Genomic DNA, 23,345 nt, shown 5'->3' with positions numbered 1-23,345 from the left:
GTTTGTGTCCGGCTTGGCGGGCTGGGTTTACCCCAATCAATAAAAGGTTCGCGATGTATCTCTTGCCCTCTCGATCCCGTCTGTCCCGCCTGCTGGCCGCATGCTCGCTGGGCATGGCGCTCGCCCTGCCGGTGGCTGCCCAGACCCTCACCATCGGTGTGCGCGCCGGTCCTGACTCCATCGACCCGCATTTCACCGCCGCCGGGACTCAGGCCGAAGCCCTCAAGCATGTGTTCGACACCCTCACCTGGTCGGGCAACGGCCTGGAGGTGCAGCCAAGGCTGGCGGAGAGTTGGCGCGCTGTGGACGCCTCGACCTGGGAATTCAAGCTGCGTCGCGGTGTCAAGTTCCACGATGGATCCGACTTCACCGCCGAGGACGTGAAGTTCTCCATCGAACGCATCCCGATGGTCTCCGGCCCGAACCCGACGACGATCTATGTCCGCCGCGTCAAGATGGTGCAGGTGGTGGACCCGTACACGGTGCGCGTGCAGACCGACGGCCCCGCGCCCACCCTCCCGTATGACTTCATCCGCTTGTTCATCGTTTCGAGCAAGGCGGCTGCGGGCCTGACCCGGGACACGGCGAACGCGGCTTTCAACTCCGGCAAGGCCGCCGTTGGCACCGGGCCCTACAAGTTCGTCTCCTGGACACCGAAGGATCAACTGGTACTTGACCGCTTCGACGGCTACTGGGGTCCCAAGGAGCCCTGGGCGCGTCATGTGCGCAAGGAGATCCCCAACGACGCCGCCCGCGTCGCTCAGTTGAAGGCCGGTCAGCTCGACCTGATCGTGCGGGTGCCGGCGGCGGATGTGCCGTCGCTCAAGCGTGACCCGAAGCTCACGGTGGAGACGATCGAGACCGTCTACGTCTTCAACATCGAGTTGGACCTGCGCGACAACTCGCCTCAGATCACCGCCAAGGATGGCAGCAAGCTGGCCAAAAACCCGCTGCAGGATGCTCGGGTACGCCAGGCCATCAACATGGCCATTGACCGCAATGCCCTGGCGGAGGTGGCGATGGAAGGCTTGGGCAAGCCGTCTTACCAGATGGTCACACCCAGCATCTTTGGCTTCAGCAAAAAAGTTCAGCCCTCCAAGGTGGACCCGGCGGGCGCCAAGCGGCTACTGGCCGAAGCCGGCTACCCGAATGGTTTCAAGATCGTCTTCAGCTTCACCAACGACCGCCTGCCCGGCGATCGCCAGGTGGGAACGGCGGTCACACAGATGCTGGCCGGTGTGGGTATCGACGTGCAGGCCAACGCCCAGCCTGTGGCCGTCTTCTTCCCGGCTCGTACGCGAGGCGATTACTCGATGTCCATGGCCGGTTGGGGCACGCTGACGGGCGAGTCGCATTACACGCTGTCTTCGGTGGCGCACTCCAATGACAAGGACCGCAAGATGGGGGCCTTCAACGTCATCGGCTACAAGAACCCGGTGATGGACAAACTCCTGCAGGATGCGGCCGTGGAGATGAACGAAGACAAGCGCCGTTCGCTGCTGGAGCAGGCCAATGAACTGCTGGTGCAGGATGGCTCGCGCATCCCCGTCGTGGCCATCGCCTCCGCTTGGGCCATGCAGAAAGACAAGGTCAAGATCACGCCGCGTGTGGACGAGGACACGATGGCGATGAACATCCGCCCAGCACGCTGAGCTGATGGAGATCGCCATCCACGGCGGCTGTGGCACGCTCGCGCCTGAGCTGCTGCCCGCCGCCGAGTGGGAGGAGGTGCGCGCGCATCTCGCCCAGTCCTTGCGTGCCGGCTGGGCCATCCTGGCTGCGGGTGGGCCCGCCGTCGATGCCGTGCAGGCAGCGGTGGTGGTGCTGGAGGACAGCCCGCACTTCAATGCCGGCTACGGCGCCGCGTTGACGCACGAGGCCGAGCACGAGCTCGACGCCTCCATCATGGAAGGCACCCAGGGCCGCGCCGGCGCGGTGTGCACCGTTCGGCGTGTGCGCAACCCCATCCTGGCTGCACGTGCCGTCATGGAGCACTCGGGTTGCGTGCTGCTCAGTGCCGAAGCGGCCGACCGCTATGCGCAGGCGCAGGGTCTGGCCATGGTCGACAACACCTACTTCACGACCCCTCGGCGGGTCAAGGCGCTGGCCGACATCCAGGCCGGCAAGGCCGGCGGAGCCATCCGGCCGATCACGGAGGCCGACCGTCATGGCACGGTGGGCGCCGTGGCGCGCGACGCTCGCGGTGGGCTGGCCGCGGCCACGTCCACCGGCGGCTTCAACGACAAGCCTCAGGGGCGAGTGGGCGACTCGCCGATCATCGGGGCCGGTACTTTTGCGCGTGATGGTGTGTGCGCCGTCTCCTGCACCGGCATGGGCGAACTCTTCATCCGTCATGCCGTGGCCTACGACCTGTGCGCCCGCATGGAGTACGCCGGGCAGTCGCTGCCGCAAGCGGGCGATCATCTGGTTCATCAGACGATGTCGGGGCACGGGATTGGCGCGGGCTTGGTTAGCCTGGGTGCAGACGGCACCGTCCACGCCCCCTTCAACACCCGGGGGATGGCCCGCGGCTGGATCACCGGCGAGGGCCGGATTTGCGTGGCCACGCATGAAGAGGTGTTTGATGTCGGGCACTGCTGATCTCGGATTCGTCACCGCTGACGACCCCGTCTTGGTCTGGGGCGGTGGGGCCATCGGCGGCACGCTGGCGGCCTATTGGGCCCGTGCTGGCATCCCCGTGCACATGGTGGACATCGATGCAGAGCATGTCCGCTTGAGCGCCGAGCACGGGCTGAAGATCCATGGCCCGGTCGCCAGCTTCGAGCAGCGCGTGCCCGGCAGCACACCGCAGGCGCTCAAGGGCCGCTATTCGCGCATCGTGTTGGCGGTCAAGGCTCAGGCGACGGAAGCTGCAGCGCAGGCGCTCATTCCGTATCTGCGCGACGACGGCTTCGTGCTCTCCGCGCAGAACGGCCTGAACGAAATCACCTTGTCGCGCCTGCTGGGCGCCGAGCGGGTGATGGGCTGCTTTGTCAACTTCGGGGCTGACTGGCACGGCCCCGGCGACATCCTCTACGGCAACCGCGGGGCCGTCGTGGTGGGCGAGGTCGACGGAAGCTTGCGCGCCCGCACACGGCAGATGCATGCCCTGTTGCAGGTCTTTGATCCCGATGCCGTTCTGACCGAAAACATCTGGGGATACCTGTGGGGCAAGCTGGCCTACGGTGCCATGCTCTTCGCCACCGCGCTGACACCCGACTCCATGACCGCGAACTTCGCCGATCCTGCGCGCTTCAAGGCCTTTGACACCCTGGCGCGTGAAGTCATGGCTGTGGCCCTCGAGCGGGGCGTCACGCCCATCGGATTCAACGGGTTTGATCCACGCGCCTTCTACCCGGGTGCGCCCGAGTCGGGTGCCCGCGAAACCATCGCGGCGCTGGCGGCCTTCAATGCCAAGACCAGCAAGACGCACTCAGGCATCTGGCGCGACCTGGCTGTGCGCAAGCGCAAGACCGAGGTCGATCCGCAGATCGGCATGATCGGCGAGCTGGGCCGCGAGGTGGGCGTGGCCACGCCGGCCATCGAGCGGCTGGTCGCGTTGATCCATGACATCGAAGACGGGCGGCGGGAGATGTCGCGCGAGACCTTGCAGTCCTTGATGGATGTGTGCGCTTGATGCCGGCGCCCGCATGGACCTGTACTCCCCCTGCTCCTTTTACGCGCAGAGGCTGCCATGCAGATTGATTTGACCGGCCGAGTGGCCCTGGTGACCGGTGCGGCCCAGGGGATTGCCCAAGCGATTGCGCTTCAGTTGAAGGCTTGTGGGGCGGAGGTGCAGGTGGCCGACATCGATGGCGATCGGGCCGGGGCCTTTGCGCGGGCGCACGGCCTGGCCTGTCACATCTTCGACATCGCCGATCGCCACGCTGCCCAAGGCGCGGTGGCCGAGGCGCTCAAGCGCACAGGCGGTCGTTTGCATATCCTGGTCAATGGCGCCGGTGGCGTGCGCGGTCAGGTCGGGCGTCCAATCGAGTCCATCACGGAGGCGGATTGGTCAGCTGTGTTCGACGCCAACATCCACGGTGCCTTCTGGATGGCCCAGGCCTGCGCGCCTGCGATGCAATCGGCGGGTTGGGGGCGGATGATTCATATCACCTCTGGCGCAGGGCTGCGACCGAGCTTGACGGGCATCCAGGCCTACACGGCCGCCAAGCACGCGCTGGTGGGGCTGGCCAAGCAACTCTCGCAAGACCTTGGGCCCCACGGCATCACCTCCAACGCCATTGCCCCCGGGTTCGTGTTGTCGAATCCGTCGACGCAGCTTCAGTGGGAGGCTTATGGCGCCGAGGGTCAGCAGCGCCTGATGCAATCCATTCACACGCGCCGCCTCGGCACGGCCCAAGACATCGCTTCGACCGCCGCGTTCCTCGCCAGCGACCATGCGGCCTGGGTGAGCGGTCAAGTGATCAGTGTGGACGGCGGACGGTCTTGACGAAGGGTCTGCTGCTAAGCCACTGGGTGGCCTCAGAGACCTGCCGCCAACCGCACCCGCTTACTTGGCGCCGCCGAGAATCCAGGCGGCCAGGGTCTTGGCGTCGGCCTCGCTGACCGAGGGCTGCGCCGGCATCGGCACGGGGCCCCATTTGCCCGTACCACCCGCCTTGATGCCCTTGGCCAAGATGGCTTCGGCGTCGGCTTGGCCTGTGTAGCGCTTGGAAATTTCTTGGTAGGAAGGGCCCATCAGCTTTCGCTCGACGGCGTGGCAGGAGGCGCAGGCGTTTTTCTGGGACAGGGCCAGGCTGGCCCAGGCAGGCGCTGAGAGCGCCAGAGCCAGGCAGCCCAGGACGATGGACTTGTTCATGGAATGTTTCCTCACATCAAATAGCTGAGCGACGACTGATGTTAACTGTGGGTTAGGGGCGTGCAGACCCATGTCGGGTTTTCCCGCGCTTCATGCCAAGGTGTCCGCCCAGATATTGCGGGCCCAGCCCATGGCGTATTGGCCCTCGAGCTCGCTGGCCGCTGATGAAACACCGCCCGAGCCGGCCACCGTGAGCATGGTCTTTTGGGCTGCGGCATAGCGGTGGACGCTGGCCACATGCACCACCTCCTCGTCGCTCACAAAGCTATAGCAGGTGTTGTTGTAAATCGGCAGCGGGTTGACCGGCTTGTCTGCCAACAAGGCCACCACCGCCGCAGCGCAGGTCTTGCCATGCTGGTTGGCCATGTGCGCGGACTTGGGCATGGCTGGCGCCACCTGGATGGCGTCACCCAGCACATGGATGTTCTTGGCCGCCTTGGACTCAAAGGTCAGAAAGTCCACCTCGCACCAGCGCTTGTTGGCCGTGGCCAAACCCGTTTTGACGGCGATGTCGCCGGCGCGCATGGGCGGCAGCACGTTGAGGACCGCGGCTTTGACGTCGTCGTTGAACTCGAACTTGAGCGTGCTGCCTGCCACATCGACGTCGGTCAGCGTATGCCTGGGCTGGTACTCGATGATGTTCTTGTAGCGATCTGCCCAGGCCTTCTTGAACAAAGGCCCCTTGGAGGTCACGTCCTCATTGGCATCAAGGATCAGGACCTTGCTCTTGGGTTTGGCCTTGCTGAAGTAGCTGGCCACCATGCAAGCGCGCTCGTAGGGGCCTGGGGGGCAGCGATAAGGCGCCAGCGGAATGGCCATGGCAAACACGCCGCCATCGGGCATGGCCTCGAGCTGCTTGCGAAGTGCCACCGTCTGCGCGCCAGCCTTCCAGGCATGCAGCACGCGGTCTTGCGCACCAGGGCGGGTCAGGCCGGGCAAGCCGTCGTAGATGAAGTCGACGCCTGGCGAGAGGATCAAGCGGTCGTAGGGCAGCTCGGCGCCGCTTGCGAGCTTGACGATGCGCTTGTCCGGGTCGATCGAGGCGGCAACATCGCGCACCACCCGCACGCCATGGCGCTGGGTGAGGTTGTCATAGGGCGTGGTGACATCGGCGATCGTTTTACTGCCGCCAATGACCAGGTTGGAGATCGGGCAAGACACAAAGGCCGTGTTGGACTCGACCAGGGTGACGTTGACGCTGTAGTCCGACCACATGCGCACGTACTTGGCGGCCGTGGCGCCGCCATAGCCGCCACCGACGACCACCACCTTGGGGCCCGAGCCACCGCTAGCGGTGGCATAGCCCGTCAAACCCATAACACCGGCTGCAGCACCGGCGCGGAGGAAGTGACGACGCGTCATGGGATCCCCTTAGTTCTTTTGAGCAGCGAAATAGGCCGCGATGGCTTCGATCTGGTCGTCGGAATAGCCCTTGGCCAACTGGTGCATGATGGTTGCAGGCCGGCGGCCTGCCTTGAAGTCCAGCATCTTCTTGACCATGTCGTCCTTGGAGGCGCCCGCCAGCGATGCCATGCCGGGCTGTGCACGGCCGTCCGTGCCGTGGCAGTTGGCGCAGGACGCGGCCCAGCTGCGGATCTGCAGCGGGTCGGGTGCCTGGGCCTGGACCCAGCCGGCTACTCCGAGCAAAGCGCCCAGAGTCAAGGTTTGAATCGCGGTCTTCATCGATGTCCTCCGACGTAGAACGCAAGCCCGTCTGACGATGTGGGGTGGGGCAGGGGGCCACTCGTCAACAGGGTCGCAGTTCTTGAGTCGCAAGTCTAAAGCCCCGAGGGCGCGGGGGATCACCAGCCGCCCTGCCCAAGCTGCCCCCTGAACGGGGCCACCCCATGAGGCTTGCCATCTTGAACGTCAATTCCCTCATCGCCCGCCGGCAACGTGCTGGACGGTTTGGCCGCCGAGCCGGTCGACGCCCTGTGCCTGCAGGATTTGAAGATGACCGACGACACATTTGCGCAGGAGGCGCTGGCCTCATCGGGCCATGCAGGGTTATCCCTCAAATCACGCCGCGGTCGGCGTGATCCACTAAGGGTTCCCAAAGCCCTTCACAAAACCGGCAAGGAGACAAGCATGCAGGTTGCACTCAAGGTCAACGGCAAGGCCGTGGCCGTCGATGCGGCGCCCCACACCCTTTTGGTCCAGGCGATCCGCGAACACCTCCACCTCACTGGCACCCATGTGGGCTGCGACACCGCACAGTGCGGCGCGTGCACCGTGCTGGTCGACGGGCGAGCCATCAAGTCTTGTAACGTGCTGCTGGCCCAGGTGGCAGGGCATGAGGTCACCACCATCGAGGGCGTGGCTGCCGCCGACGGCACCATGCACCCGATGCAAGCGGCCTTCAAGGAGTGCCACGGCCTGCAATGCGGCTTTTGCACGCCGGGCATGGTGATGAGTGCGATCGATCTGTGCCAGCGCCATCCCAAGGCCGATGCCACCCAGATCCGTGAGCAGCTCGAGGGCAACCTGTGCCGCTGCACGGGCTACCAGAACATCGTCAAGGCCGTGCAGCAAGGTGCTGCCGCCATGAAAGCTTGAGGAGACACATCATGGGTGCCACTGATCTTTCCAAGCTGCCGCATATCGGCGAGTCCCTGCGCCGCAAGGAGGACTACCGCTTCCTCACGGGCGCGGGCCAGTACACCGACGACATCGTGTTGCCCAACATGCATCACGCGGTCTTCGTGCGCTCACCGCATGCACATGCCGCCATCCGCAAGGTTGACAAGTCCGCAGCGCTCAAGGCGCCCGGCGTGGTGGGGGTGCTCGATGGCAAGGACGTCGCCGCCGACAAGATCGGCGGCCTGCCCTGTGGCTGGCTGATCACCGATACCAGCGGCCAACCCATGAAAGAGCCGCCCCACCCCATCTTGGCTCTAGACAAGGTGCGCTATGTGGGCGACCACGTGGCCATGGTCGTCGCCGACACCCTGGAGAACGCCAAGAACGCCGCCGAGTTGGTGGAGGTCGACTACGAGCCGCTGTCCGCCGTTGTCGATGTGCGTGACACCATGAAGCGGGACGCGCCCCAATTGCATGACGCCGCCCCGGGCAACCATTGCTACAAATGGGCCATCGGCGACAAGGCCGGCGTCGATGCGGCCTTCAAGAACGCCGCCCACATCACCAAGCTGGACCTGGTGAATAACCGGCTCGCTCCCAACCCGATGGAGCCGCGCGCGGCCATCGCCAGCTACAGCCGTGCGGGGGACGACTACACCCTCTATGTGTCCAACCAAAACCCGCACGTCGAGCGGCTGCTGATGACGGCCTTCGTCATGGGCCTGCCCGAGCACAAGGTGCGCGTGATCGCCCCCGACGTGGGGGGTGGCTTTGGCGCCAAGATTTATCTCTACGCCGAAGATGTGTGCCTGACCTGGGCGGCCAAAAAGCTCAATTGCCCCATCAAGTGGACCTGCGACCGCTCAGAGGCCTTCCTCAGCGACGCCCATGGCCGCGACCACGTCACCCACGGTGAGCTGGCCCTGGACAAGGACGGCAAGTTTCTCGCCTTGCGGGTGCACACCGATGCCAACCTGGGCGCCTACCTGTCGACCTTCTCGACCGCAGTACCCACCATTCTTTACGCCACGCTCCTGGCCGGCCAGTACACCACCCCGCAGATCTATGTCGAGGTGGACGCCTGGTTCACCAACACCTCGCCGGTCGACGCCTACCGCGGCGCAGGCCGACCTGAGGCAACCTACCTGATCGAGCGCATCGTCAGCCGCGCGGCCTGGGAGACCGGCCTGTCGCAAGACGAGATCCGTCGTCGCAACTTCATCACCCAGTTCCCCTACCAGACGCCGGTGGCCCTGCAATACGACACCGGCGACTTCCACGCGTGCATGAAGCAGGCCCGTGAGCTCGGCGATGCAGCAGGCTTTGACCAGCGCAAGGCGGCCTCCAAGGCCAAGGGGCTGCTGCGCGGCGTCGGCTACAGCAGCTACATCGAGGCCTGCGGACTTGCCCCTAGCAACATCGCTGGTGCCTTGGGCGCGCGCGCTGGTCTGTTTGAGTGCGGCGAGGTGCGGGTACACCCCACGGGCAGCGTGACGGTGTTCACCGGCTCGCACAGCCACGGCCAGGGCCACGAAACCACCTTTGCCCAGGTGGTGGCTGCCCGCCTCGGGCTGGACCCGTCCCAAGTAGACATCGTGCACGGCGACACCGGGCGCGTGCCCTTTGGCATGGGCACCTACGGCTCGCGGTCGATCAGCGTGGGCGGAGCCGCCATCATGCGCGCACTGGACAAGATCGAGGCCAAGGCCAAGAAGATCGCGGCCCACCTGATGGAGGCTGGCGATGGTGACGTCGAGTTCGCCAACGGCGAGTTCACCGTCAAGGGCACCGACAAAAAGGTGACCTTTGGCCAGGTGGCGCTCACCGCCTATGTGCCGCACAACTACCCGCTGGACAAGCTTGAGCCGGGCCTCAACGAAACCGCCTTCTACGATCCAACCAACTTCACCTTCCCCGGCGGCACCTACATCTGCGAGGTTGAAGTCAACCCCGACACCGGAGTGGTGCGCATCGACAGCTTCACTGCAGTCGATGACTTCGGCACCATCATCAACCCCATGATCGTCGAGGGCCAGGTACACGGCGGGCTGGTGCAGGGCATCGGCCAGGCCCTGCTCGAGCACTGCGTCTACGACCGCGAAACGGGGCAGCTGGTCACCGGTTCATTCATGGACTACGCCATGCCGCGCGCAGACGATGTGCCCGAGTTCCGACTCGGCCATGTGGTCACCCCCTGCACCACCAACCCCCTGGGTACCAAGGGCTGCGGCGAGGCCGGTGCCATCGGCGCACCGCCTGCGGTCATGAACGCAGTGCTCGACGCCCTGGCCCCCCTGGGGGTCAAAGACCTGGACATGCCCGCCAGCCCGCACCGCGTGTGGCAAGCCATCCAGACGGCCCAGGCAAGCAAGTAAGGAGACACAGCATGTACGCCTTCACTCTTGAACAGCCCAAGACTCTGGCCGACGCCAAGCGCCTGACCGCTGGCGGCGCGCAGGCCCTGGCCGGAGGCCAGACCCTGATCGCCTCCATGAAGCAGCGCCTGCTGCGGCCTGAAAACCTGGTCGATCTGGGCGGCATCGACGCACTGCGCGGCATCCAGGTCGATGGCAAGCAGGTGGTCATCGGCGCCATGACCACCCACGCCAACGTGGCGGCTAGTGCCGAAGTGCGCAAGCACCTGCCCGCGCTTGCAGCCCTGGCCGAGGGCATTGGCGACCGCCAGGTGCGGGCCATGGGGACGATGGGGGGCTCGGTCGCCAACAACGACCCGGCCGCCTGCTACCCCAGCGCAGTTCTGGCCTTGGGTGCAACGGTCGTCACCGACCGGCGCGAGATCGCCGCCGACGCTTTTTTCCAGGGCCTCTACACCACCGCCCTGGAGCCCGGTGAGCTGATCACCGCCATCCGCTTTCCCATTCCCGCCAAGGCGGCCTATGCCAAATTCCGGCAGCCCGCTTCCCGCTTCGCGATGCTGGGCGTGTTCGTGGCGCACACCGCCAGCGGAGTGCGGGTGGCCATCACTGGCGGCGGCAACGGTGTGTGCCGGCATGCCGGACTTGAGGCGGCCTTGAGCAAAAGCTTCACCCCGGAGGCAGTGGCTGGTGTGGCCATCGATGCCGCTGACTTCAGCGGCGACCTGCACGCCAGTGCGGCCTACCGCGCGCACTTGGTGAAGGTCCAGACGCAAGCCGCGGTGCGGCAGGCGAACGGATAGAGCGAGTGCCCGCGCCCCACAGCACCATCGACGACCTCACCCGCGCCCTCGAAGGGGCGGGCTATCACGCGCCGAGGCAGCTGGTGACGGCCGTTTTCCTGGCCATGCGGCTGCAGCGACCGCTGCTGCTGGAGGGCGAACCGGGCGTGGGCAAAACCGAGCTGGCCAAGGCCCTGGCCCAGGTGCTGGGCCGGCCGCTGTTGCGCCTGCAGTGCTATGACGGCATGGAGCAGCGCGAGGCGCTCTATGAATGGAACCATGCTGCCCAGTTGCTTCGGATGCGCGCCGCACAGGCCAGCGCTGCCCCCGACGAGATCGAGCGCGAGATCTACCAGGCGCGCTACCTGATCCGGCGACCGCTGCTGCAGGCCCTGGAAGCTCCCGCCCCGGGCGCTGTGCTGCTGATCGACGAGGTCGACCGCGCTGACGAACCCTTCGAGGCCTTTTTGCTCGAGTACCTGGGCGAGTACCAGGTCAGTATTCCCGAGCTGGGCACCGTGCGCGCGGTGGCCGCGCCCCTGACCCTTTTGACCAGCAACCGCACCCGCGACCTCAACGACGCGGTCAAGCGACGCTGTCTGTACCAGTGGCTGGACTACCCCGAGCGCGAACGCGAGCTGGCCATCGTCCGCAGCCAGGTACCCGAGGCGAGCGCCGCCCTCACCGAGCAAGTCACGCAGTTTGTCTCGCGCCTGCGCAGCCAACCTTTTGCCAACGCCTTCCAGCGCAGCCCCGGCATCGCCGAAAGCGTGGAATGGGCCAAGGCCCTGGTGGCCCTCGACACCCTCACCCTGGACCCGGAAGTGATCCAGGACACCGCTGGCATCCTGTTCAAACAGCGCGAGGATGTGGCGGCCCTGCAGCCGCTGATGGACCAGTTGCTGGAGGTGCAGTGATCCTTGGCGACGCCCGCAGCGGCAAGCTGCCAGAACATTTCACTGCCTTCGGACGCGCCCTGCGCCGCGCCGGCGTGGCGGTCGACAGCAGCCGCATCACCCTGGCGGTGCAGGCCGCGCAGACGGTAGGGGTGTCGCGCAAGGACGATCTGCGCGCCGCCCTGGCGGCGGTGATGGTGAGCCGCCAGCAAGACCTGGGTGTGTTCGATGAAATGTTCGACGCCTTCTTCCGCAACCCGGAGCTGGCGCAGCAGCTGCTGTCGCAGATGCTGCCCAAGGCCGGTCAGGCCCATCCGCCCCGGCGCAAGGCGCGGGTGCAGGAAGCCCTGACCCTGGCTGCACTCAAGCCCCGCCAGACCGCGCCCTCTGGCGAGAGCGAACTGCGCCTGGATGCCGCCATGACCGCCAGCGAGCAACAGCGACTGCGGCATGCGGACTTCCAGGGGTTGTCAGCCAGCGAGTTCCGGCTGGTCGAGCGCCTGGTGCGCGACATTCCCCTGCCCCTGCCACCCGTGCCTGCGCGGCGCCACCGGGTCGGCCCGCGTGGCCAGCGCCTGCACTGGCCACGGGTTTTGCAAGAGGCGCGCCGCCACGATGGCGAGCTGCTGCAACTGCCGCGCCTGACCCGCCGCCAGCAGCCCCTGCCGCTGCTGGTCCTGGTCGATGTCTCCGGTTCAATGGAGCGCTACGCGCGCCTGCTGCTGGCCTTTTTGCATCAGGCCACGCGAGGCGCACCACGCGCCGCCTTTGCCTTTGGCACGGGCCTGACCGATCTGCGTCCGGCGTTTCGTCTGCGCGACTCCGACCAGATGCTGGCCCTGGCCAATGAGGCCATTGACGATTTTGCTGGCGGCACCCGGCTGGGTGCCTCACTCGCACAACTGCGCCAGCAGCACGCGCGTTGCCTGGTGGGTCGGCGCACCGTGGTGCTGCTGATCACCGACGGCTTGGATACCGGCGAGCCAGCCACGCTCGATCAAGAGCTGGCCTGGCTGGGGCGCCACACCCGAAAGCTGATGTGGCTCAATCCGCTGCTTCGTTACGAAGGCTATGTCCCCCTGGCCAGTGGCGCGCAGGTCTTGCATCGGCACGCCGACGGGATGCTGGCGGTCCACAATCTGAGCCACCTGCACGACCTGGCCCGCGCCCTGGCCGACTTGATGGGACGAAGCGGGTCGAACACTGACCGGCCCGCTCTGACCCCTTGACCCCTGTGCACTGCACGACTGGAGACACCCCGTGGACATGCAAGGCAGCCGAATGCTCGCCGTCAACCGAGAACAAGCCTGGCAGGCCCTCAACGACCCTGAGATGCTCAAGGCCTGCATCCCGGGCTGCGAGCGCTTCGAGGCCAGCGACGCAAACGCCTACAACATGACGGCGGCCATCAAGATTGGACCCGTCGCGGCCCGCTTTAACGGACGGGTACAACTGAGCGACATCGTCGCTCCGCAGTCCTACACCCTGGGCTTCGACGCACAAGGCGGTGTGGCCGGTTTTGGTAAGGGCCGGGCGGCGGTACAACTGCTACCGACGGACGACGGCTGCGAGTTGCGCTACACCGTGCATTCCACCGTGGGTGGCAAGCTCGCCCAGCTCGGGCAGCGCCTGATCGACGGCGCCGCCAAGTCCTTGGCTGAAGATTTTTTCCGTCGCTTCGATGAGGCCTTGCAACGCCGCTACCCGGCGGCAGACACAGGCGCCGGGGTCCAGAACGCAGAGGCACCGGCGGGTGCCGCGGCGGCATCGCCCGCTGACGGCCTGCCCGCCGTACCCACCTGGCTTTGGGTCGTCGTCGCGGTGGGTGTGGCCTGCGGCCTGATCTTCATGGCGCGGGGCTGATCACCATGGAAAACCTCGATGTCACTGTCCTGCGGACCTTGCACGGGTGGCGCGCCCAAGGGCTGCGGGCCTTGCTGGTCACCGTCGTGCGCACCTGGGGCTCTTCGCCGCGTCCGGTGGGTTCGATCATGGCCTTGTGCGAGACGGGCGCCGTCGTCGGATCGGTCTCGGGTGGCTGCATCGAGGACGACCTGATTGACCGCTACAGCCGGGCCCAGGCGATTGGCGAGGGCCCGCCCCAGCGCGCGCGCTACGGCATCACGGCCGATGAGGCCCACCGCTTTGGCCTGCCCTGCGGCGGCACCCTGGAACTGGTCATTGAGTTCAACCCCGACACCCGCGCGCTGGCCGATCTCGTGCAGGCCTTGTCGGAGGGCCAGCTGATGGAGCGGCACCTGTCCATGGCCGACGGCGTGGTTCAACTGCGCCCCACCCACACCCCAGCCGCCCTGCACGATGAAGGCGCGTTCGTGCGCAACACCTTCGGGCCTGAGTACCGCATGCTCTTGATCGGCGCGGGCCAACTGGCCGAGTACCTCACGACGATGGCGCAGTTTTGTGGCTTTGCCGTGTGTGTGTGCGACCCGCGCGAGGAATACCGCAAGTCCTGGCAACTGTCCGGCGTGACGCTGCTGACCGGCATGCCCGACGATGTGGTGCGCGAGTTTCGGGTCGACCGCCGCACCTGCGTGATCGCCCTCAGCCACGATCCTAAGCTGGACGACCTGGCCCTTCTGGAGGCCCTGGAGACGCCCGCGTTTTATGTCGGGGCCATCGGCTCGCGACGCAACAACGAGGCTCGCCGCGTCCGCATGATCGAGCACTTCGACCAGACCGAGCAAAGCCTCGCGCGACTGCGCGGCCCCATTGGCGTCTATATCGGCAGCAAGACCCCACCCGAGATTGCCGTGAGCATCATGGCCGAGGTCTTGGCGGTCAAAAACGATGTGACCCTGCCCCGCGATCTTGATGTGGCCTGCGCCAAGAACGCGCAGAGCGTCGACCCCCTCCAAACTCAAGCCCCGGCCGACGCCGACGGGCCTGTCTGCGGCGTACGCGCATGACCACTGGCTTTGTCATCCTGGCTGCTGGCGCGGGCACCCGTATGGGCGGTGTCGCCAAGTGCCTGATCACGCTCGGCGGCATGAGCCTGATCGAGCGCCTGATGTGCCAGCTCGATGCGCTGGGCGCGCAGGCCTCTGATCGGGTGATCGTCCTGGGCCATCATGAAGCGGCGATTCGCGCCCATCTCGGGCAACTGCCGCAGGCCTTGCGCCCGCGCTGCGTCGTCAACCCCCATCCCGAAGAAGACACCGCCTCCTCCTTGCGCGCGGGCCTGCAGGCCCTGTCGCCCCGAGTCCAGCAAGTGGCCGTGCTGCTGGCCGACCAGCCGCTGATCGACGCCGACGACCTGCGCGAGGCGCTGCGCGCCTATCAGCAGCGTCCGACCGGCACGCGGGTGCAGGTGCCAATGGTCAAGGGCCAGCCGGGCCACCCGGTCCTGTTCGATGCCGGGGTGCGCGCAGACCTCGGCGATCCGGCGCAGCCCCATCCCCCCAGCCTGCGCCAGTGGCGCGCTGCGCACCCCAAATCCGTACACTTGTGGTCGGTGGACAACCCGCACTACACCCACGACCTGGATACCCCCGAAGACTTGGACGCCCTGGCGTCCGCCCGAACCACAGCCCACTGAAAAAGGAGAGCCTCCCATGCCGACCATTCATGTCAACGGCGCACCGCGCGAGTACCAGGCGGAACCCGACACGCCCCTGCTTTGGGTCTTGCGAGAGCAACTGGGCCTGACCGGCACCAAATTCGGCTGCGGCATCGCAGCCTGTGGCGCCTGCACGGTCCATCTGGACGGCGTGCCCACGCGCTCCTGCGTTCGCCCGGTTTCTACCGTGGAGCCCAACGAAAAAATCGTCACCATCGAAGGCCTCTCGCGCGACGGCTCGCACCCGGTGCAAAAGGCCTGGGTCGCCCTGGATGTGCCGCAATGCGGCTACTGCCAAAGCGGCATGGTCATGGCCGCTGCCGCCTTGCTCAAAGCCAACCCCAATCCCAGCGACGCCGACATTGACGACGCAATGACCAACATCTGCCGCTGCGGCACCTACAACCGCATCCGTGCCGCCATCAAGGCAGTGGCCCAGGGCAGCACCCGCCAGGCGGGTCTGAACATCCAACACACCGATGGGAGCGTGGCATGAGCGATACCTTCCACACCCCCACCGCCACCCCCGATTCCGCACCCGGCTCGACATCCGCAAGTGGTCTGAGCCGCCGCGGCTTTTTGCAGGTCACCGCATCCGCCGGTCTGGCCATCGGTCTGCACCTGCCCCTGGGGGCCCAGCAGGCCGCATCGGCGCCGGCTGAAATCAACGTCTGGGTGGTCGTCAAACCCGACGACACCGTCGTGATCCGCATCGCCCGCTCAGAGATGGGCCAGGGCACCCTCACGGGCCTGGCCCAATTGGTGGCCGAGGAGCTCGATTGCAACTGGGCCCGTGTCACCACGGAGTACCCCACCCCCGGCCAGAACCTGGCGCGCGCCCGCGCCTGGGGCAACTTCTCCACCGGTGGCAGCCGCGGCATCCGCGAGTCGCAAGACTACGTGCGCAAGGGCGGTGCAGCGGCGCGCCTGATGTTGGTTCAAGCAGCGGCCAGCGAGTGGAAGGTCCCCGCCGCCGAATGCCGCGCCGCCAACAGCGTCATCACCCATGTCCCTAGTGGGCGCACCGTCACTTACGGTCAGGTCGCCAGCGCCGCAGGCAAGCTGCCCGTTCCCACCGCGGTTCCCCTCAAGGATCCGAAGGACTGGAAGCTCGTGGGCAAGCGCCTCGCCCGCCTGGACACCGTCGACAAGGTCACCGGCAAGCAAGTCTATGGCGCCGACCTGATGCTGCCCGGCATGCTCAACGCCGCCATCAAGGACTGCCCGGTCTTCGGCGGCAAGGTCAAACGCTTCAATGCCGCAGCCATCGCCAGCCGGCCTGGCGTGAAGAAAGTGGTGCAAGTCGGTGACAGCGCTGTCGCCGTGATCGCCGATACCTGGTGGCGTGCCAAGACCGCGCTCGATGCCCTGCCCATCGAATGGGACGAAGGCCCCAACGCCAAGGCCTCCAGTGCGGAAGTCGCCGCCATCCTCAAGGCGGGTCTGGACGCCCCCGAGGCTGCCGTGGGCAACAGCCAGGGCAATGCCAAGGCGGCTCTGGCCTCGGCCGCCCGCAAGATCGAAGCGGTGTATGCCTACCCGCACCAGAACCACGCCACCATGGAGCCCATGAACGCCACCGTGCGTTGGACGCCCGAGCGCTGCGAGGTCTGGACCCCCACCCAAAACGGCGAAGCCGCCCTGGCGGCCACCGCCGAGGCGGCCGGCCTGCCCGCGCGTCAGTGCGAGGTCTACAAGATTCACCTCGGCGGCGGCTTTGGCCGACGCGGCATGACCGACTGGATCCGGCAGGCCGTCGAGATCGCCAAGCAAATGCCTGGCACGCCGGTCAAGCTGCTGTGGACCCGCGAAGAGGACATGCAGCATGGGCGCTACCACCCGGTCACCCAGTGCAAGATGCAAGCTGGCCTCGATGCCCAGGGCAATATCACGGCCTTGCACATGCGCCTGTCGGGGCAGTCCATCCTGGCGGGCGTCAACCCCCAGGGTGTGCAAAACGGGCGCGACCCGGTGGCCTTCCAGGGGCTGTTGCCCAGCGGAGCTGAGGGCACCTTCGGCTACACCATCTCGAACCTGCTGATCGACCACGCCATGCGCAATCCCCCGGTACCCCCCGGGTTCTGGCGTGGGGTCAACCTGAACCAGAATGCCATCTACGTCGAGTGCTTCATCGATGAGGTCGCGGTCGCCACCCAACAGGACCCGCTGGCCCTGCGACGCAAGCTGATGGCACAGTCTCCCAAGCACCTGGCCGTGCTCAATGCGGTAGCCGCACGCGTGGGCTGGGACAAGCCGGCCCCCGATGTGGGCGGCCAGAAGGTCTACCGCGGCCTGGCGCAGATCATGGGCTTTGGCAGCTACGTGGCCGCATGTGCCGAGGTGTCGGTCAACCGCGATGGCGAGCTCACCATCCACCGCATCGTCGCCGCGACCGACCCGGGATATGCAGTCAACCCGCAGCAGATCGAGGCGCAGGTCGAGGGCTCTTTTGCCTACGGCCTGTCCGCCGCGCTCTTTGGCGAGTGCACACTCAAAGATGGCCGCATCGAGCAGAGCAACTTCAACGACTACCCCGTGGTGCAGATGCGGCACATGCCCAAGGTCGAAACCGTCGTGGTGGCCTCCGGCGGCTTCTGGGGTGGCGTCGGGGAGCCCACCATCGCGGTTGCAGCGCCGGCGGTGCTCAATGCCATCTTCGCAGCCACAGGCAAACGCATTCGCGAGCTTCCTTTGAAGCACCACAGCCTGAAGTCCGCGTGAGCACAGGGACCCGCCAGCATGGGAAGGCGCCGGTCTCGGCGCTGACCCGTGCTGGGCGATTGTCCGTGATGCCTCTCGTGATGCCCCCCGTGACGCTCCTCCAGACGCTGGCGGTGTCTCTGCTTGTGTCACTGACCCCGGCCTGGGCCAGCGGCGTGGTGCCCGTACAGGTGCGCGGTGACGGCATTGACGCGCCGCTTGCCGCACCCGGGGACCCTGCTCGGGGTCGTGCCATCGCGGCCGACCGCCAGCAGGGTCTGTGCCTGCTCTGTCACCCCGTGCCCATCCCCGAAGAACGCTTCCAGGGTAACCTGGCCCCCAGCCTGGCGGGGGCGGGGGCGCGCTACACCGAGGCGCAATTGCGCCTGCGAGTGGTCGACATCCGGCGGGTCCACCCAGACAGCCTCATGCCTGCCTTCCACAGCACCGACGGGCTCACCCGCGTGGGCACCGCCTGGCGGGGCCGCCCTGTTCTCAGCCCCCAGCAGGTCGAGGACGTGGTGGCATGGCTCACCACCTTGCGATAATTTCTAACCATGGCTGATCCTCGCGCCCGCCCCCTGCACTTAGACCGCCGCGCGCTTTTGGGCGCGGGGCTCTCTCTGGCGCTCGCGCCAGTGGCGCGGGCCCAGGTGCAAGGCATGGGCATGGCTCCGGGCAAGCAAATGGCCGAGGCCATTGCCGCCTTCGCGCAGGGCCAGCCGGTGCGCACCGGGCGCGTGGAGTTTGAGATTGCCGAGCTGGTCGACAACGGCAATACCGTCCCCCTGCGCGTGCAGGTCGACAGCCCCATGACCGCTGCCGACCATGTCCAGCAGATCGCCATCTTCAGCGACCGCAACCCCCAGCGCGATGTCGCCGTCTTCACCCTGGGTCCGCGCGCCGGCCGCGCCCAGGTGTCCACCCGCATGCGCCTGGCCACCAGCCAGCAGGTGTCGGCTGTGGCCCGCATGCGCGACGGCAGCGTGTGGGTGGCCACGGTCGATGTCATCGTGGTGCTGGCCGCCTGCATCGAAATCGAGGACTGAAAACATGAGCACGCCACGCGTCCTGATTCAGGTCCCCGCCACCGCCCGGCGCGGTGAGGTCATCGAGGTGCGCGCCACCATTGCCCACCCCATGGAAACCGGCTTCCGCCCTGGCGCCGACGGGCGCCCGGTGCCGCGCGACGTGGTGCAGCGTTTCGCCTGCCGCTACAACGGCGAGCTGGTCTTCAGCGCCGAACTGCACCCGGCCATCGCCGCCAACCCCTACCTCGCCTTCCACACTGTGGCCACCGACAGCGGCACGCTCACCTTTGAATGGCAAGGCGACCGAGGCTTTGCCCACACCGAGCGTCGCGACCTGCGCGTGCTATGAGCTGGCGCCTGGCGCTGCTGACTGTCGCGGCCCTCGCCGGCTGCGCGCTGGCACCGCCGGCTACAGGCCCCTCGGCGCTCGCGCAGCCCGCCCGCTCCGGCTTCGAGGACATGGGTGCAGCTGTCCAGGCCATGCAGCGTGACGACGGCGCCAACCCCGCCATGCTCTGGGTCGAAGGCGGACGCCAACTGTGGGCCCAGGCCCCTGCGGCGCAATCGAAGGCCTGCATCGCGTGCCACGGCGAGATCACCGGCCTGCGCGGCGTGGCTGCGCGCTACCCGGCCTGGGACGCCACCCTGCAACGGCCCGTCAACCTGGGTCACCGCATCAACCTGTGCCGCCAGCGCCACCAGGGCCAGCCCCCCTGGTCCCCCGAGCACTCCGACCTGCTGTCTCTCGAGGCCGCCGTCGGCCTGCAATCGCGCGGCATGCCGGTCACGCCCAACCCCGACCGGCGGCTCGACCCCTCTCGCGAGCGCGGCGCGGCGCTGTTCCAGCAACGCATCGGGCAATTGAATCTCTCCTGCGTGGCCTGCCACGACCAGCTCGCCGGCGGCCGTCTGGCAGGTGTCCTCATCCCCCAAGGTCAGGCCAATGCCTACCCGCTCTACCGCCTGGAATGGCAAAGTATGGGCTCTCTGGGCCGCCGCGTCCGCAATTGCATGACGGGCGTGCGCGCCGACCCCCTGCCCCTCCACAGCGAGGAGATGGTCCAACTCGAGCTGCATCTGGCCACCCGCGCCCTCGGGCTCACGGTCGAAACGCCCGGGGTGCGGCCGTGAAGGCGGGTGTAGCCGCTAGGGTTTGAGCAGGCCCTCGGTGCGTGCGTCAACTTTCGCACGCAAGCGAGGGTCACTAGGCTGAGCGTGGGTATTGGGAAAACGCCAGACAGGGCAAAAACGCCGTGTGATGATGGTTCCTCATTTCAGGAGGCGCCCGACCATGCAATGTCCCGTCTGCAAGACCGTTCACCTCACCATGGCCGATCGAAGCGGTATCGAGATCGACTACTGCCCCCAGTGCCGGGGCGTCTGGCTCGACCGCGGTGAGCTCGACAAGATCATCGAGCGTGCAGCGCCTCAGGCGCGTGCGGCCCCGGCCGCCGCGCCGGCACCTCACTACCCCGCTGCGCCGCCCATGTACCCCCCGCAGGGCGGCTACTACAAGAAGAAAAAGCGTGAGGGCTTCTTGGGCGAACTGTTCGACTTCGACTGATCGGCGCAGCCGGAACTGCTTTGACCTAGCGCAGGGCTGGTCTCGGCCCTCGCCAGTCGCGTCAATCTTTTGACCCCACCGAGCGGGGTATTGCCAAACTCACTTGAGCAAGTTCGGCAGCCAAAGCGAAAACGCCGGCACATAGGTGACGGCCATCAAGGTCATGCCCAGTGCGCTGTAGAACGGCAAGATGGTGCGCATCACCTGACCGACTGAAATTCCCCCGATCGCGCAGCCCACGAATTGCACTGTTCCGACCGGTGGGGTGTTCAGCCCCAGCGCGCAGTTGATCAGCATGACGATGCCGAACTGCAAGGGGTCCATGCCGTACTGCATGGCGATGGGCATGAAGATGGGCGTGCAGATCAGGATGGTGGCTGCCATGTCGAGGAAGGTCCCCAAGATGAACAGCAGCACGTTGATCATGAGAAAAATGACCCACGGGCTGTCGCTCACCAGCTTCATCAGCTCACCGGTTTTTTGCGGCACTTCATAGAGGGCGAGGAAGTAGCCGAACGCGCTCGAGATGCCAATGAGTAGCAGCACCACACCCGTGGTCTTGCACGCCTTGGCGCAGGCCCGGATGAAGTTGCCCCAGGTCAGGGAGCGGTAGACCACTGTGGTGATCAGCAGCGCCCAGGCCACGGCGATTGAGGCTGACTCGGTGGCGGTAAAGGCGCCCGACAAAATGCCGCCCAAAATGATCACCACCACCAGCAGGCCAGGCAAGGCGGCCAGGAAAGCCGACAGCACCATGGCCCAGCCCGGGAAATGACCATGCGTCGGATAGCCGCGCTTGACCGCCACATAGTAGGCGGCGGCCATATTGCACACCGTGAGGATGATGGCGGGCACCAGTCCCGCCAAGATGAGTCCCAGCACACTCACCGACGCAATGCCGGCCGTGGCCAGCGTGAAGATGATCATGTTGTGCGAGGTCGGCATGATCGCCCCGACCAAGGAGGCGTGGGTGGTCACGTTCACCGCATAGTCGGTGTCGTAGCCCTCCTTCTTCATGAGGGGAATCATTACCGAGCCGATCGCCGACACATCGGCCATCGGTGAGCCAGCCACACCGCCGAAGATGGTGCAACCCAGCACGTTGCTCATGCCCAGTCCGCCACGCACATGGCCGACCAGGCTGTTGGCAAAACGAATGATGCGCTCGGCGATCCCGCCATAGAGCATCAGCTCGCCTGCAAAAATGAAAAACGGAATGGCCAGGAATGAGAACACCTGCATCCCGCCGACCATTTTCTGAAACACGACTGCAATCGGCAGGCCCGCGGCCACGATGGTGGCCACCGACGCCAGGCCAATGGCAAAGGCTACGGGCACACCCAGTATCAGCAACACGGTGAAGCTCACCGCCAAGATGGTCAGTTCCATGCGGGCTCCACTTCCTGGCCGCGGACAATGGCGACCGCATGCTCCAATGAAAACAGGACGATGAGCGCGCCGGCAATGATGATCGGCACGTAGTCAATGCCGTCGGGCACCGGCAGCATCGGCTTTTTCGAGCCCCATTTGACCGAGGCCCAGAGCCAGCCCGACTTCACCATGAGCACGCCGAAGCCGCCCACCAAAAGATGGATCAGGAATTCGATCCGGCGCTGCCACGCCCGCGGCAGCAAGATCACCAGCGACTCCAGCCCAATGTGGCCCGCATCCCGCACGCCCACCGCCACGCCGAAGGCGGTCACGAACAGAACTAGCAGCAGGGCCAGGTTTTCTGCCCAGGTCGGTGTGTCGTTGAGAACATAGCGGCCAAACACCTGCCATTGCACGCACAGGATCAGGACGATCAGCAGCGTCACCGCGATCATCAGGCTCAGCTTGGCGATGGCCGCACAAAAACGGGTCAGCATGGGGGCGCTTTCGGCAAAAGGCCCGGCGTGCAGCGGAAGTCCGCGCGCCGGGCCGGGGTCAAGCTACGGTGGGTTGGCTTATCGGGTGTCTTGAACGGCCTTGACCAGACGCTTCATGTCGGGCGTGGTGATGAACTTGTCATACACCGGCGTCATGACGGCCTGGAAGGAGCGCTTGTCCACCTCGACGATCTGCACGCCGGCGGCTTTGACGCGCGCGAGGGACTTGCCTTCCTGGTCGTCCCAGGCGGCGCGTTGCACCTTGACCGAGTCCTTGGCGGCTGCGCGGATCATGTCCTGTTCAGCCTTGGGTAGCTTGTCCCACGCCACCTTGGAGAACAGCAAGATCTCGGGGGCCATGGAGTGCTCGGTCTTGGAGTAAATCGTGGCCGCCTCGAAGTGCTTGGCCGTGTCATACGAGGGGAAGTTGTTCTCGGCGGCGTCGATCAGGCCGGTCTTCAGGCCGGTGTACACCTCGCCGTAGGCCATCGGCGTGGCATTGGCGCCCATGGCACTGACCAGACCCACCCACAGGTCGGACTGTTGCACGCGGATCTTCATGCCCTTGGTATCGGCCACGGTGCGGATCGGTTTCTTGGAATAGATCGAGCGGGCACCCGAGTCATAGAAAGCCAGGCCCACAAACCCGGCGGACTCGCAGGACTTGAGGATTTCGTCTCCGATGGCGCCGTCGAGCACCTTGCGCATGTGGTCGACCGACCGGAACAAGAAGGGCATGGTGGGCACCATGGTCATCGGGCACACACCGTTCATCGGCGCCACGTTCACACGCACCATGTCGAGCGCACCGATCTTCACCTGGTCGATGGTTTCCGTCTCGGAGCCCAGTGCGCCCTTGTTGAACACCTTGATCTTGTGCTTGCCGCTGCTGGCTTTTTCCAGCACGGTGCTCATGTGCTTGACCGCCAGGACCGTGGGGTAGTCGTCGGCGTTATGAATATCGGCCGAGCGGAACTCGGCAGCTTGGGCGCCAATCGTCAAGAAGGCCACGGCGGCGGCCAGTAGGGTGGTTTTGAGTTTCATCATGTCTCCTGCTTGGGGGGGTGAAGAAAGTCGACGACCCGCGTGGGGTTGTCGGGACAGCGGTTGGGAGGTGGGGATACTTCGAATAGTCGGTCATCCGACAACT

At 66.1% G+C, this 23,345-nt stretch carries 25 protein-coding genes; 19 read left to right on the top strand and 6 right to left on the bottom strand.

Features of this window, described 5'->3' with window-relative positions; translation table 11 throughout:
* Nucleotides 1–53 precede the first annotated feature (53 nt).
* Genes QE494_RS06125 through QE494_RS06110 form a run of 4 tightly spaced genes read left to right on the top strand, consistent with a single transcriptional unit; the run spans nucleotide 54 to nucleotide 4,453 of the window.
* Complete coding sequence (locus tag QE494_RS06125) at nucleotides 54–1,652, top strand: ABC transporter substrate-binding protein (protein WP_300042031.1); 1,599 nt, start codon at nucleotides 54–56, stop codon at nucleotides 1,650–1,652.
* Nucleotides 1,653–1,656: 4 nt separating this feature from the next.
* Nucleotides 1,657–2,601: an isoaspartyl peptidase/L-asparaginase family protein gene (locus QE494_RS06120; protein ID WP_300042030.1), complete on the top strand. Its 945-nt coding sequence runs from the start codon at nucleotides 1,657–1,659 to the stop codon at nucleotides 2,599–2,601.
* Nucleotides 2,585–3,637, top strand: a complete 1,053-nt coding sequence (locus tag QE494_RS06115) for a ketopantoate reductase family protein (protein ID WP_300042029.1) — start codon at nucleotides 2,585–2,587, stop codon at nucleotides 3,635–3,637. Before QE494_RS06120 ends, QE494_RS06115 begins: the two co-directional genes overlap by 17 nt.
* A gap of 57 nt (nucleotides 3,638–3,694) precedes the next feature.
* On the top strand, nucleotides 3,695–4,453 hold the full coding sequence (locus QE494_RS06110) for an SDR family NAD(P)-dependent oxidoreductase (RefSeq protein WP_300042028.1): 759 nt from the start codon (nucleotides 3,695–3,697) through the stop codon (nucleotides 4,451–4,453).
* 60 nt (nucleotides 4,454–4,513) lie between these two features.
* Here the strand turns inward: QE494_RS06110 and QE494_RS06105 are convergent, their stop codons facing one another.
* From QE494_RS06105 to QE494_RS06095, 3 genes are all read right to left on the bottom strand, one after another.
* On the bottom strand, nucleotides 4,514–4,822 hold the full coding sequence (locus tag QE494_RS06105) for a c-type cytochrome (RefSeq protein ID WP_300042027.1): 309 nt from the start codon (nucleotides 4,820–4,822) through the stop codon (nucleotides 4,514–4,516).
* 90 nt (nucleotides 4,823–4,912) lie between these two features.
* Nucleotides 4,913–6,184, bottom strand: a complete 1,272-nt coding sequence (locus tag QE494_RS06100; protein WP_300042026.1) for an NAD(P)/FAD-dependent oxidoreductase — start codon at nucleotides 6,182–6,184, stop codon at nucleotides 4,913–4,915.
* A gap of 9 nt (nucleotides 6,185–6,193) precedes the next feature.
* Complete coding sequence (locus QE494_RS06095) at nucleotides 6,194–6,505, bottom strand: c-type cytochrome (RefSeq protein WP_300042025.1); 312 nt, start codon at nucleotides 6,503–6,505, stop codon at nucleotides 6,194–6,196.
* A gap of 405 nt (nucleotides 6,506–6,910) precedes the next feature.
* Here QE494_RS06095 and QE494_RS06090 point away from each other — a divergent pair, with 405 nt between their 5' ends.
* The 15 genes from QE494_RS06090 to QE494_RS06020 all read left to right on the top strand — a co-directional run bounded on the left by QE494_RS06090 (nucleotide 6,911) and on the right by QE494_RS06020 (nucleotide 20,327).
* Nucleotides 6,911–7,378, top strand: coding sequence for a (2Fe-2S)-binding protein (locus QE494_RS06090; protein WP_300042024.1), 468 nt, complete (start codon nucleotides 6,911–6,913; stop codon nucleotides 7,376–7,378).
* An 11-nt stretch (nucleotides 7,379–7,389) separates the two neighbouring features.
* Nucleotides 7,390–9,777, top strand: a complete 2,388-nt coding sequence (locus QE494_RS06085; RefSeq protein WP_300042023.1) for a xanthine dehydrogenase family protein molybdopterin-binding subunit — start codon at nucleotides 7,390–7,392, stop codon at nucleotides 9,775–9,777.
* A gap of 11 nt (nucleotides 9,778–9,788) precedes the next feature.
* Entirely contained in the window at nucleotides 9,789–10,580 is a 792-nt protein-coding gene (locus QE494_RS06080) for a xanthine dehydrogenase family protein subunit M (RefSeq protein WP_300042022.1), read from the top strand.
* Nucleotides 10,581–10,585: 5 nt separating this feature from the next.
* A complete protein-coding gene (locus tag QE494_RS06075) occupies nucleotides 10,586–11,476 on the top strand; it encodes a MoxR family ATPase (protein ID WP_300042021.1) in 891 nt (296 codons plus the stop codon).
* On the top strand, nucleotides 11,473–12,684 hold the full coding sequence (locus QE494_RS06070; protein ID WP_300042020.1) for a VWA domain-containing protein: 1,212 nt from the start codon (nucleotides 11,473–11,475) through the stop codon (nucleotides 12,682–12,684). The genes QE494_RS06075 and QE494_RS06070 overlap by 4 nt, the downstream gene beginning before the upstream one ends.
* A 31-nt stretch (nucleotides 12,685–12,715) precedes the next feature.
* Nucleotides 12,716–13,318: a CoxG family protein gene (locus QE494_RS06065; protein ID WP_300042019.1), complete on the top strand. Its 603-nt coding sequence runs from the start codon at nucleotides 12,716–12,718 to the stop codon at nucleotides 13,316–13,318.
* A 5-nt stretch (nucleotides 13,319–13,323) separates the two neighbouring features.
* Entirely contained in the window at nucleotides 13,324–14,382 is a 1,059-nt protein-coding gene (locus QE494_RS06060) for an XdhC family protein (protein WP_300042018.1), read from the top strand.
* On the top strand, nucleotides 14,379–15,011 hold the full coding sequence (locus QE494_RS06055) for a nucleotidyltransferase family protein (protein WP_300042017.1): 633 nt from the start codon (nucleotides 14,379–14,381) through the stop codon (nucleotides 15,009–15,011). Before QE494_RS06060 ends, QE494_RS06055 begins: the two co-directional genes overlap by 4 nt.
* 16 nt (nucleotides 15,012–15,027) lie before the next feature.
* Entirely contained in the window at nucleotides 15,028–15,528 is a 501-nt protein-coding gene (locus QE494_RS06050) for a (2Fe-2S)-binding protein (protein ID WP_300042016.1), read from the top strand.
* Nucleotides 15,525–17,753: a xanthine dehydrogenase family protein molybdopterin-binding subunit gene (locus QE494_RS06045; protein WP_300042015.1), complete on the top strand. Its 2,229-nt coding sequence runs from the start codon at nucleotides 15,525–15,527 to the stop codon at nucleotides 17,751–17,753. Before QE494_RS06050 ends, QE494_RS06045 begins: the two co-directional genes overlap by 4 nt.
* 89 nt (nucleotides 17,754–17,842) lie before the next feature.
* The gene (gene soxX / locus QE494_RS06040) at nucleotides 17,843–18,280 is read left to right on the top strand and encodes a sulfur oxidation c-type cytochrome SoxX (protein WP_300042014.1); all 438 of its coding nucleotides are present in this window, start codon (nucleotides 17,843–17,845) and stop codon (nucleotides 18,278–18,280) included.
* Between the two features lie 9 nt (nucleotides 18,281–18,289).
* On the top strand, nucleotides 18,290–18,781 hold the full coding sequence (locus QE494_RS06035) for a SoxY-related AACIE arm protein (protein WP_300042013.1): 492 nt from the start codon (nucleotides 18,290–18,292) through the stop codon (nucleotides 18,779–18,781).
* Between the two features lie 4 nt (nucleotides 18,782–18,785).
* Nucleotides 18,786–19,112 (top strand): thiosulfate oxidation carrier complex protein SoxZ, encoded by a 327-nt coding sequence (locus tag QE494_RS06030; protein ID WP_300042012.1) that lies wholly within the window; start codon nucleotides 18,786–18,788, stop codon nucleotides 19,110–19,112.
* A complete protein-coding gene (gene soxA, locus QE494_RS06025; protein WP_300042011.1) occupies nucleotides 19,109–19,894 on the top strand; it encodes a sulfur oxidation c-type cytochrome SoxA in 786 nt (261 codons plus the stop codon). Before QE494_RS06030 ends, soxA begins: the two co-directional genes overlap by 4 nt.
* Nucleotides 19,895–20,054: 160 nt before the next feature.
* On the top strand, nucleotides 20,055–20,327 hold the full coding sequence (locus tag QE494_RS06020; protein ID WP_300042010.1) for a zf-TFIIB domain-containing protein: 273 nt from the start codon (nucleotides 20,055–20,057) through the stop codon (nucleotides 20,325–20,327).
* A 99-nt stretch (nucleotides 20,328–20,426) separates the two neighbouring features.
* On the opposite strand, the gene QE494_RS06015 is transcribed toward QE494_RS06020, so the two are convergent.
* The 3 genes from QE494_RS06015 to QE494_RS06005 all read right to left on the bottom strand — a co-directional run bounded on the left by QE494_RS06015 (nucleotide 20,427) and on the right by QE494_RS06005 (nucleotide 23,239).
* Nucleotides 20,427–21,716, bottom strand: coding sequence for a TRAP transporter large permease (locus QE494_RS06015; RefSeq protein ID WP_300042009.1), 1,290 nt, complete (start codon nucleotides 21,714–21,716; stop codon nucleotides 20,427–20,429).
* Nucleotides 21,707–22,195, bottom strand: a complete 489-nt coding sequence (locus QE494_RS06010) for a TRAP transporter small permease (RefSeq protein WP_300042008.1) — start codon at nucleotides 22,193–22,195, stop codon at nucleotides 21,707–21,709. Before QE494_RS06010 ends, QE494_RS06015 begins: the two co-directional genes overlap by 10 nt.
* Nucleotides 22,196–22,273: 78 nt before the next feature.
* Complete coding sequence (locus QE494_RS06005; RefSeq protein WP_300042007.1) at nucleotides 22,274–23,239, bottom strand: TRAP transporter substrate-binding protein; 966 nt, start codon at nucleotides 23,237–23,239, stop codon at nucleotides 22,274–22,276.
* Between the last annotated feature and the right edge of the window lie 106 nt (nucleotides 23,240–23,345).

Source organism: Ramlibacter sp. (assembly GCF_029866045.1).
Taxonomy (GTDB): domain Bacteria; phylum Pseudomonadota; class Gammaproteobacteria; order Burkholderiales; family Burkholderiaceae_C; genus Ramlibacter.
The sequence above is the reverse complement of the archived record's forward strand: the minus strand, read 5'-3'. Positions and strand labels throughout refer to the sequence as shown.

What these genes read in the sequence shown, in the direction of transcription:
- QE494_RS06125 (WP_300042031.1), top strand. Translation starts at nt 54, where the DNA reads ATGTATCTCTTGCCCTCTCGATCCCGTCTGTCCCGCCTGCTGGCCGCA.
- QE494_RS06120 (WP_300042030.1), top strand. Translation starts at nt 1,657, where the DNA reads ATGGAGATCGCCATCCACGGCGGCTGTGGCACGCTCGCGCCTGAGCTG.
- QE494_RS06115 (WP_300042029.1), top strand. Translation starts at nt 2,585, where the DNA reads ATGTCGGGCACTGCTGATCTCGGATTCGTCACCGCTGACGACCCCGTC.
- QE494_RS06110 (WP_300042028.1), top strand. Translation starts at nt 3,695, where the DNA reads ATGCAGATTGATTTGACCGGCCGAGTGGCCCTGGTGACCGGTGCGGCC.
- QE494_RS06105 (WP_300042027.1), bottom strand. Translation starts at nt 4,822, where the DNA reads ATGAACAAGTCCATCGTCCTGGGCTGCCTGGCTCTGGCGCTCTCAGCG.
- QE494_RS06100 (WP_300042026.1), bottom strand. Translation starts at nt 6,184, where the DNA reads ATGACGCGTCGTCACTTCCTCCGCGCCGGTGCTGCAGCCGGTGTTATG.
- QE494_RS06095 (WP_300042025.1), bottom strand. Translation starts at nt 6,505, where the DNA reads ATGAAGACCGCGATTCAAACCTTGACTCTGGGCGCTTTGCTCGGAGTA.
- QE494_RS06090 (WP_300042024.1), top strand. Translation starts at nt 6,911, where the DNA reads ATGCAGGTTGCACTCAAGGTCAACGGCAAGGCCGTGGCCGTCGATGCG.
- QE494_RS06085 (WP_300042023.1), top strand. Translation starts at nt 7,390, where the DNA reads ATGGGTGCCACTGATCTTTCCAAGCTGCCGCATATCGGCGAGTCCCTG.
- QE494_RS06080 (WP_300042022.1), top strand. Translation starts at nt 9,789, where the DNA reads ATGTACGCCTTCACTCTTGAACAGCCCAAGACTCTGGCCGACGCCAAG.
- QE494_RS06060 (WP_300042018.1), top strand. Translation starts at nt 13,324, where the DNA reads ATGGAAAACCTCGATGTCACTGTCCTGCGGACCTTGCACGGGTGGCGC.
- QE494_RS06055 (WP_300042017.1), top strand. Translation starts at nt 14,379, where the DNA reads ATGACCACTGGCTTTGTCATCCTGGCTGCTGGCGCGGGCACCCGTATG.
- QE494_RS06050 (WP_300042016.1), top strand. Translation starts at nt 15,028, where the DNA reads ATGCCGACCATTCATGTCAACGGCGCACCGCGCGAGTACCAGGCGGAA.
- QE494_RS06045 (WP_300042015.1), top strand. Translation starts at nt 15,525, where the DNA reads ATGAGCGATACCTTCCACACCCCCACCGCCACCCCCGATTCCGCACCC.
- QE494_RS06035 (WP_300042013.1), top strand. Translation starts at nt 18,290, where the DNA reads ATGGCTGATCCTCGCGCCCGCCCCCTGCACTTAGACCGCCGCGCGCTT.
- QE494_RS06030 (WP_300042012.1), top strand. Translation starts at nt 18,786, where the DNA reads ATGAGCACGCCACGCGTCCTGATTCAGGTCCCCGCCACCGCCCGGCGC.
- soxA (WP_300042011.1), top strand. Translation starts at nt 19,109, where the DNA reads ATGAGCTGGCGCCTGGCGCTGCTGACTGTCGCGGCCCTCGCCGGCTGC.
- QE494_RS06020 (WP_300042010.1), top strand. Translation starts at nt 20,055, where the DNA reads ATGCAATGTCCCGTCTGCAAGACCGTTCACCTCACCATGGCCGATCGA.
- QE494_RS06015 (WP_300042009.1), bottom strand. Translation starts at nt 21,716, where the DNA reads ATGGAACTGACCATCTTGGCGGTGAGCTTCACCGTGTTGCTGATACTG.
- QE494_RS06010 (WP_300042008.1), bottom strand. Translation starts at nt 22,195, where the DNA reads ATGCTGACCCGTTTTTGTGCGGCCATCGCCAAGCTGAGCCTGATGATC.
- QE494_RS06005 (WP_300042007.1), bottom strand. Translation starts at nt 23,239, where the DNA reads ATGAAACTCAAAACCACCCTACTGGCCGCCGCCGTGGCCTTCTTGACG.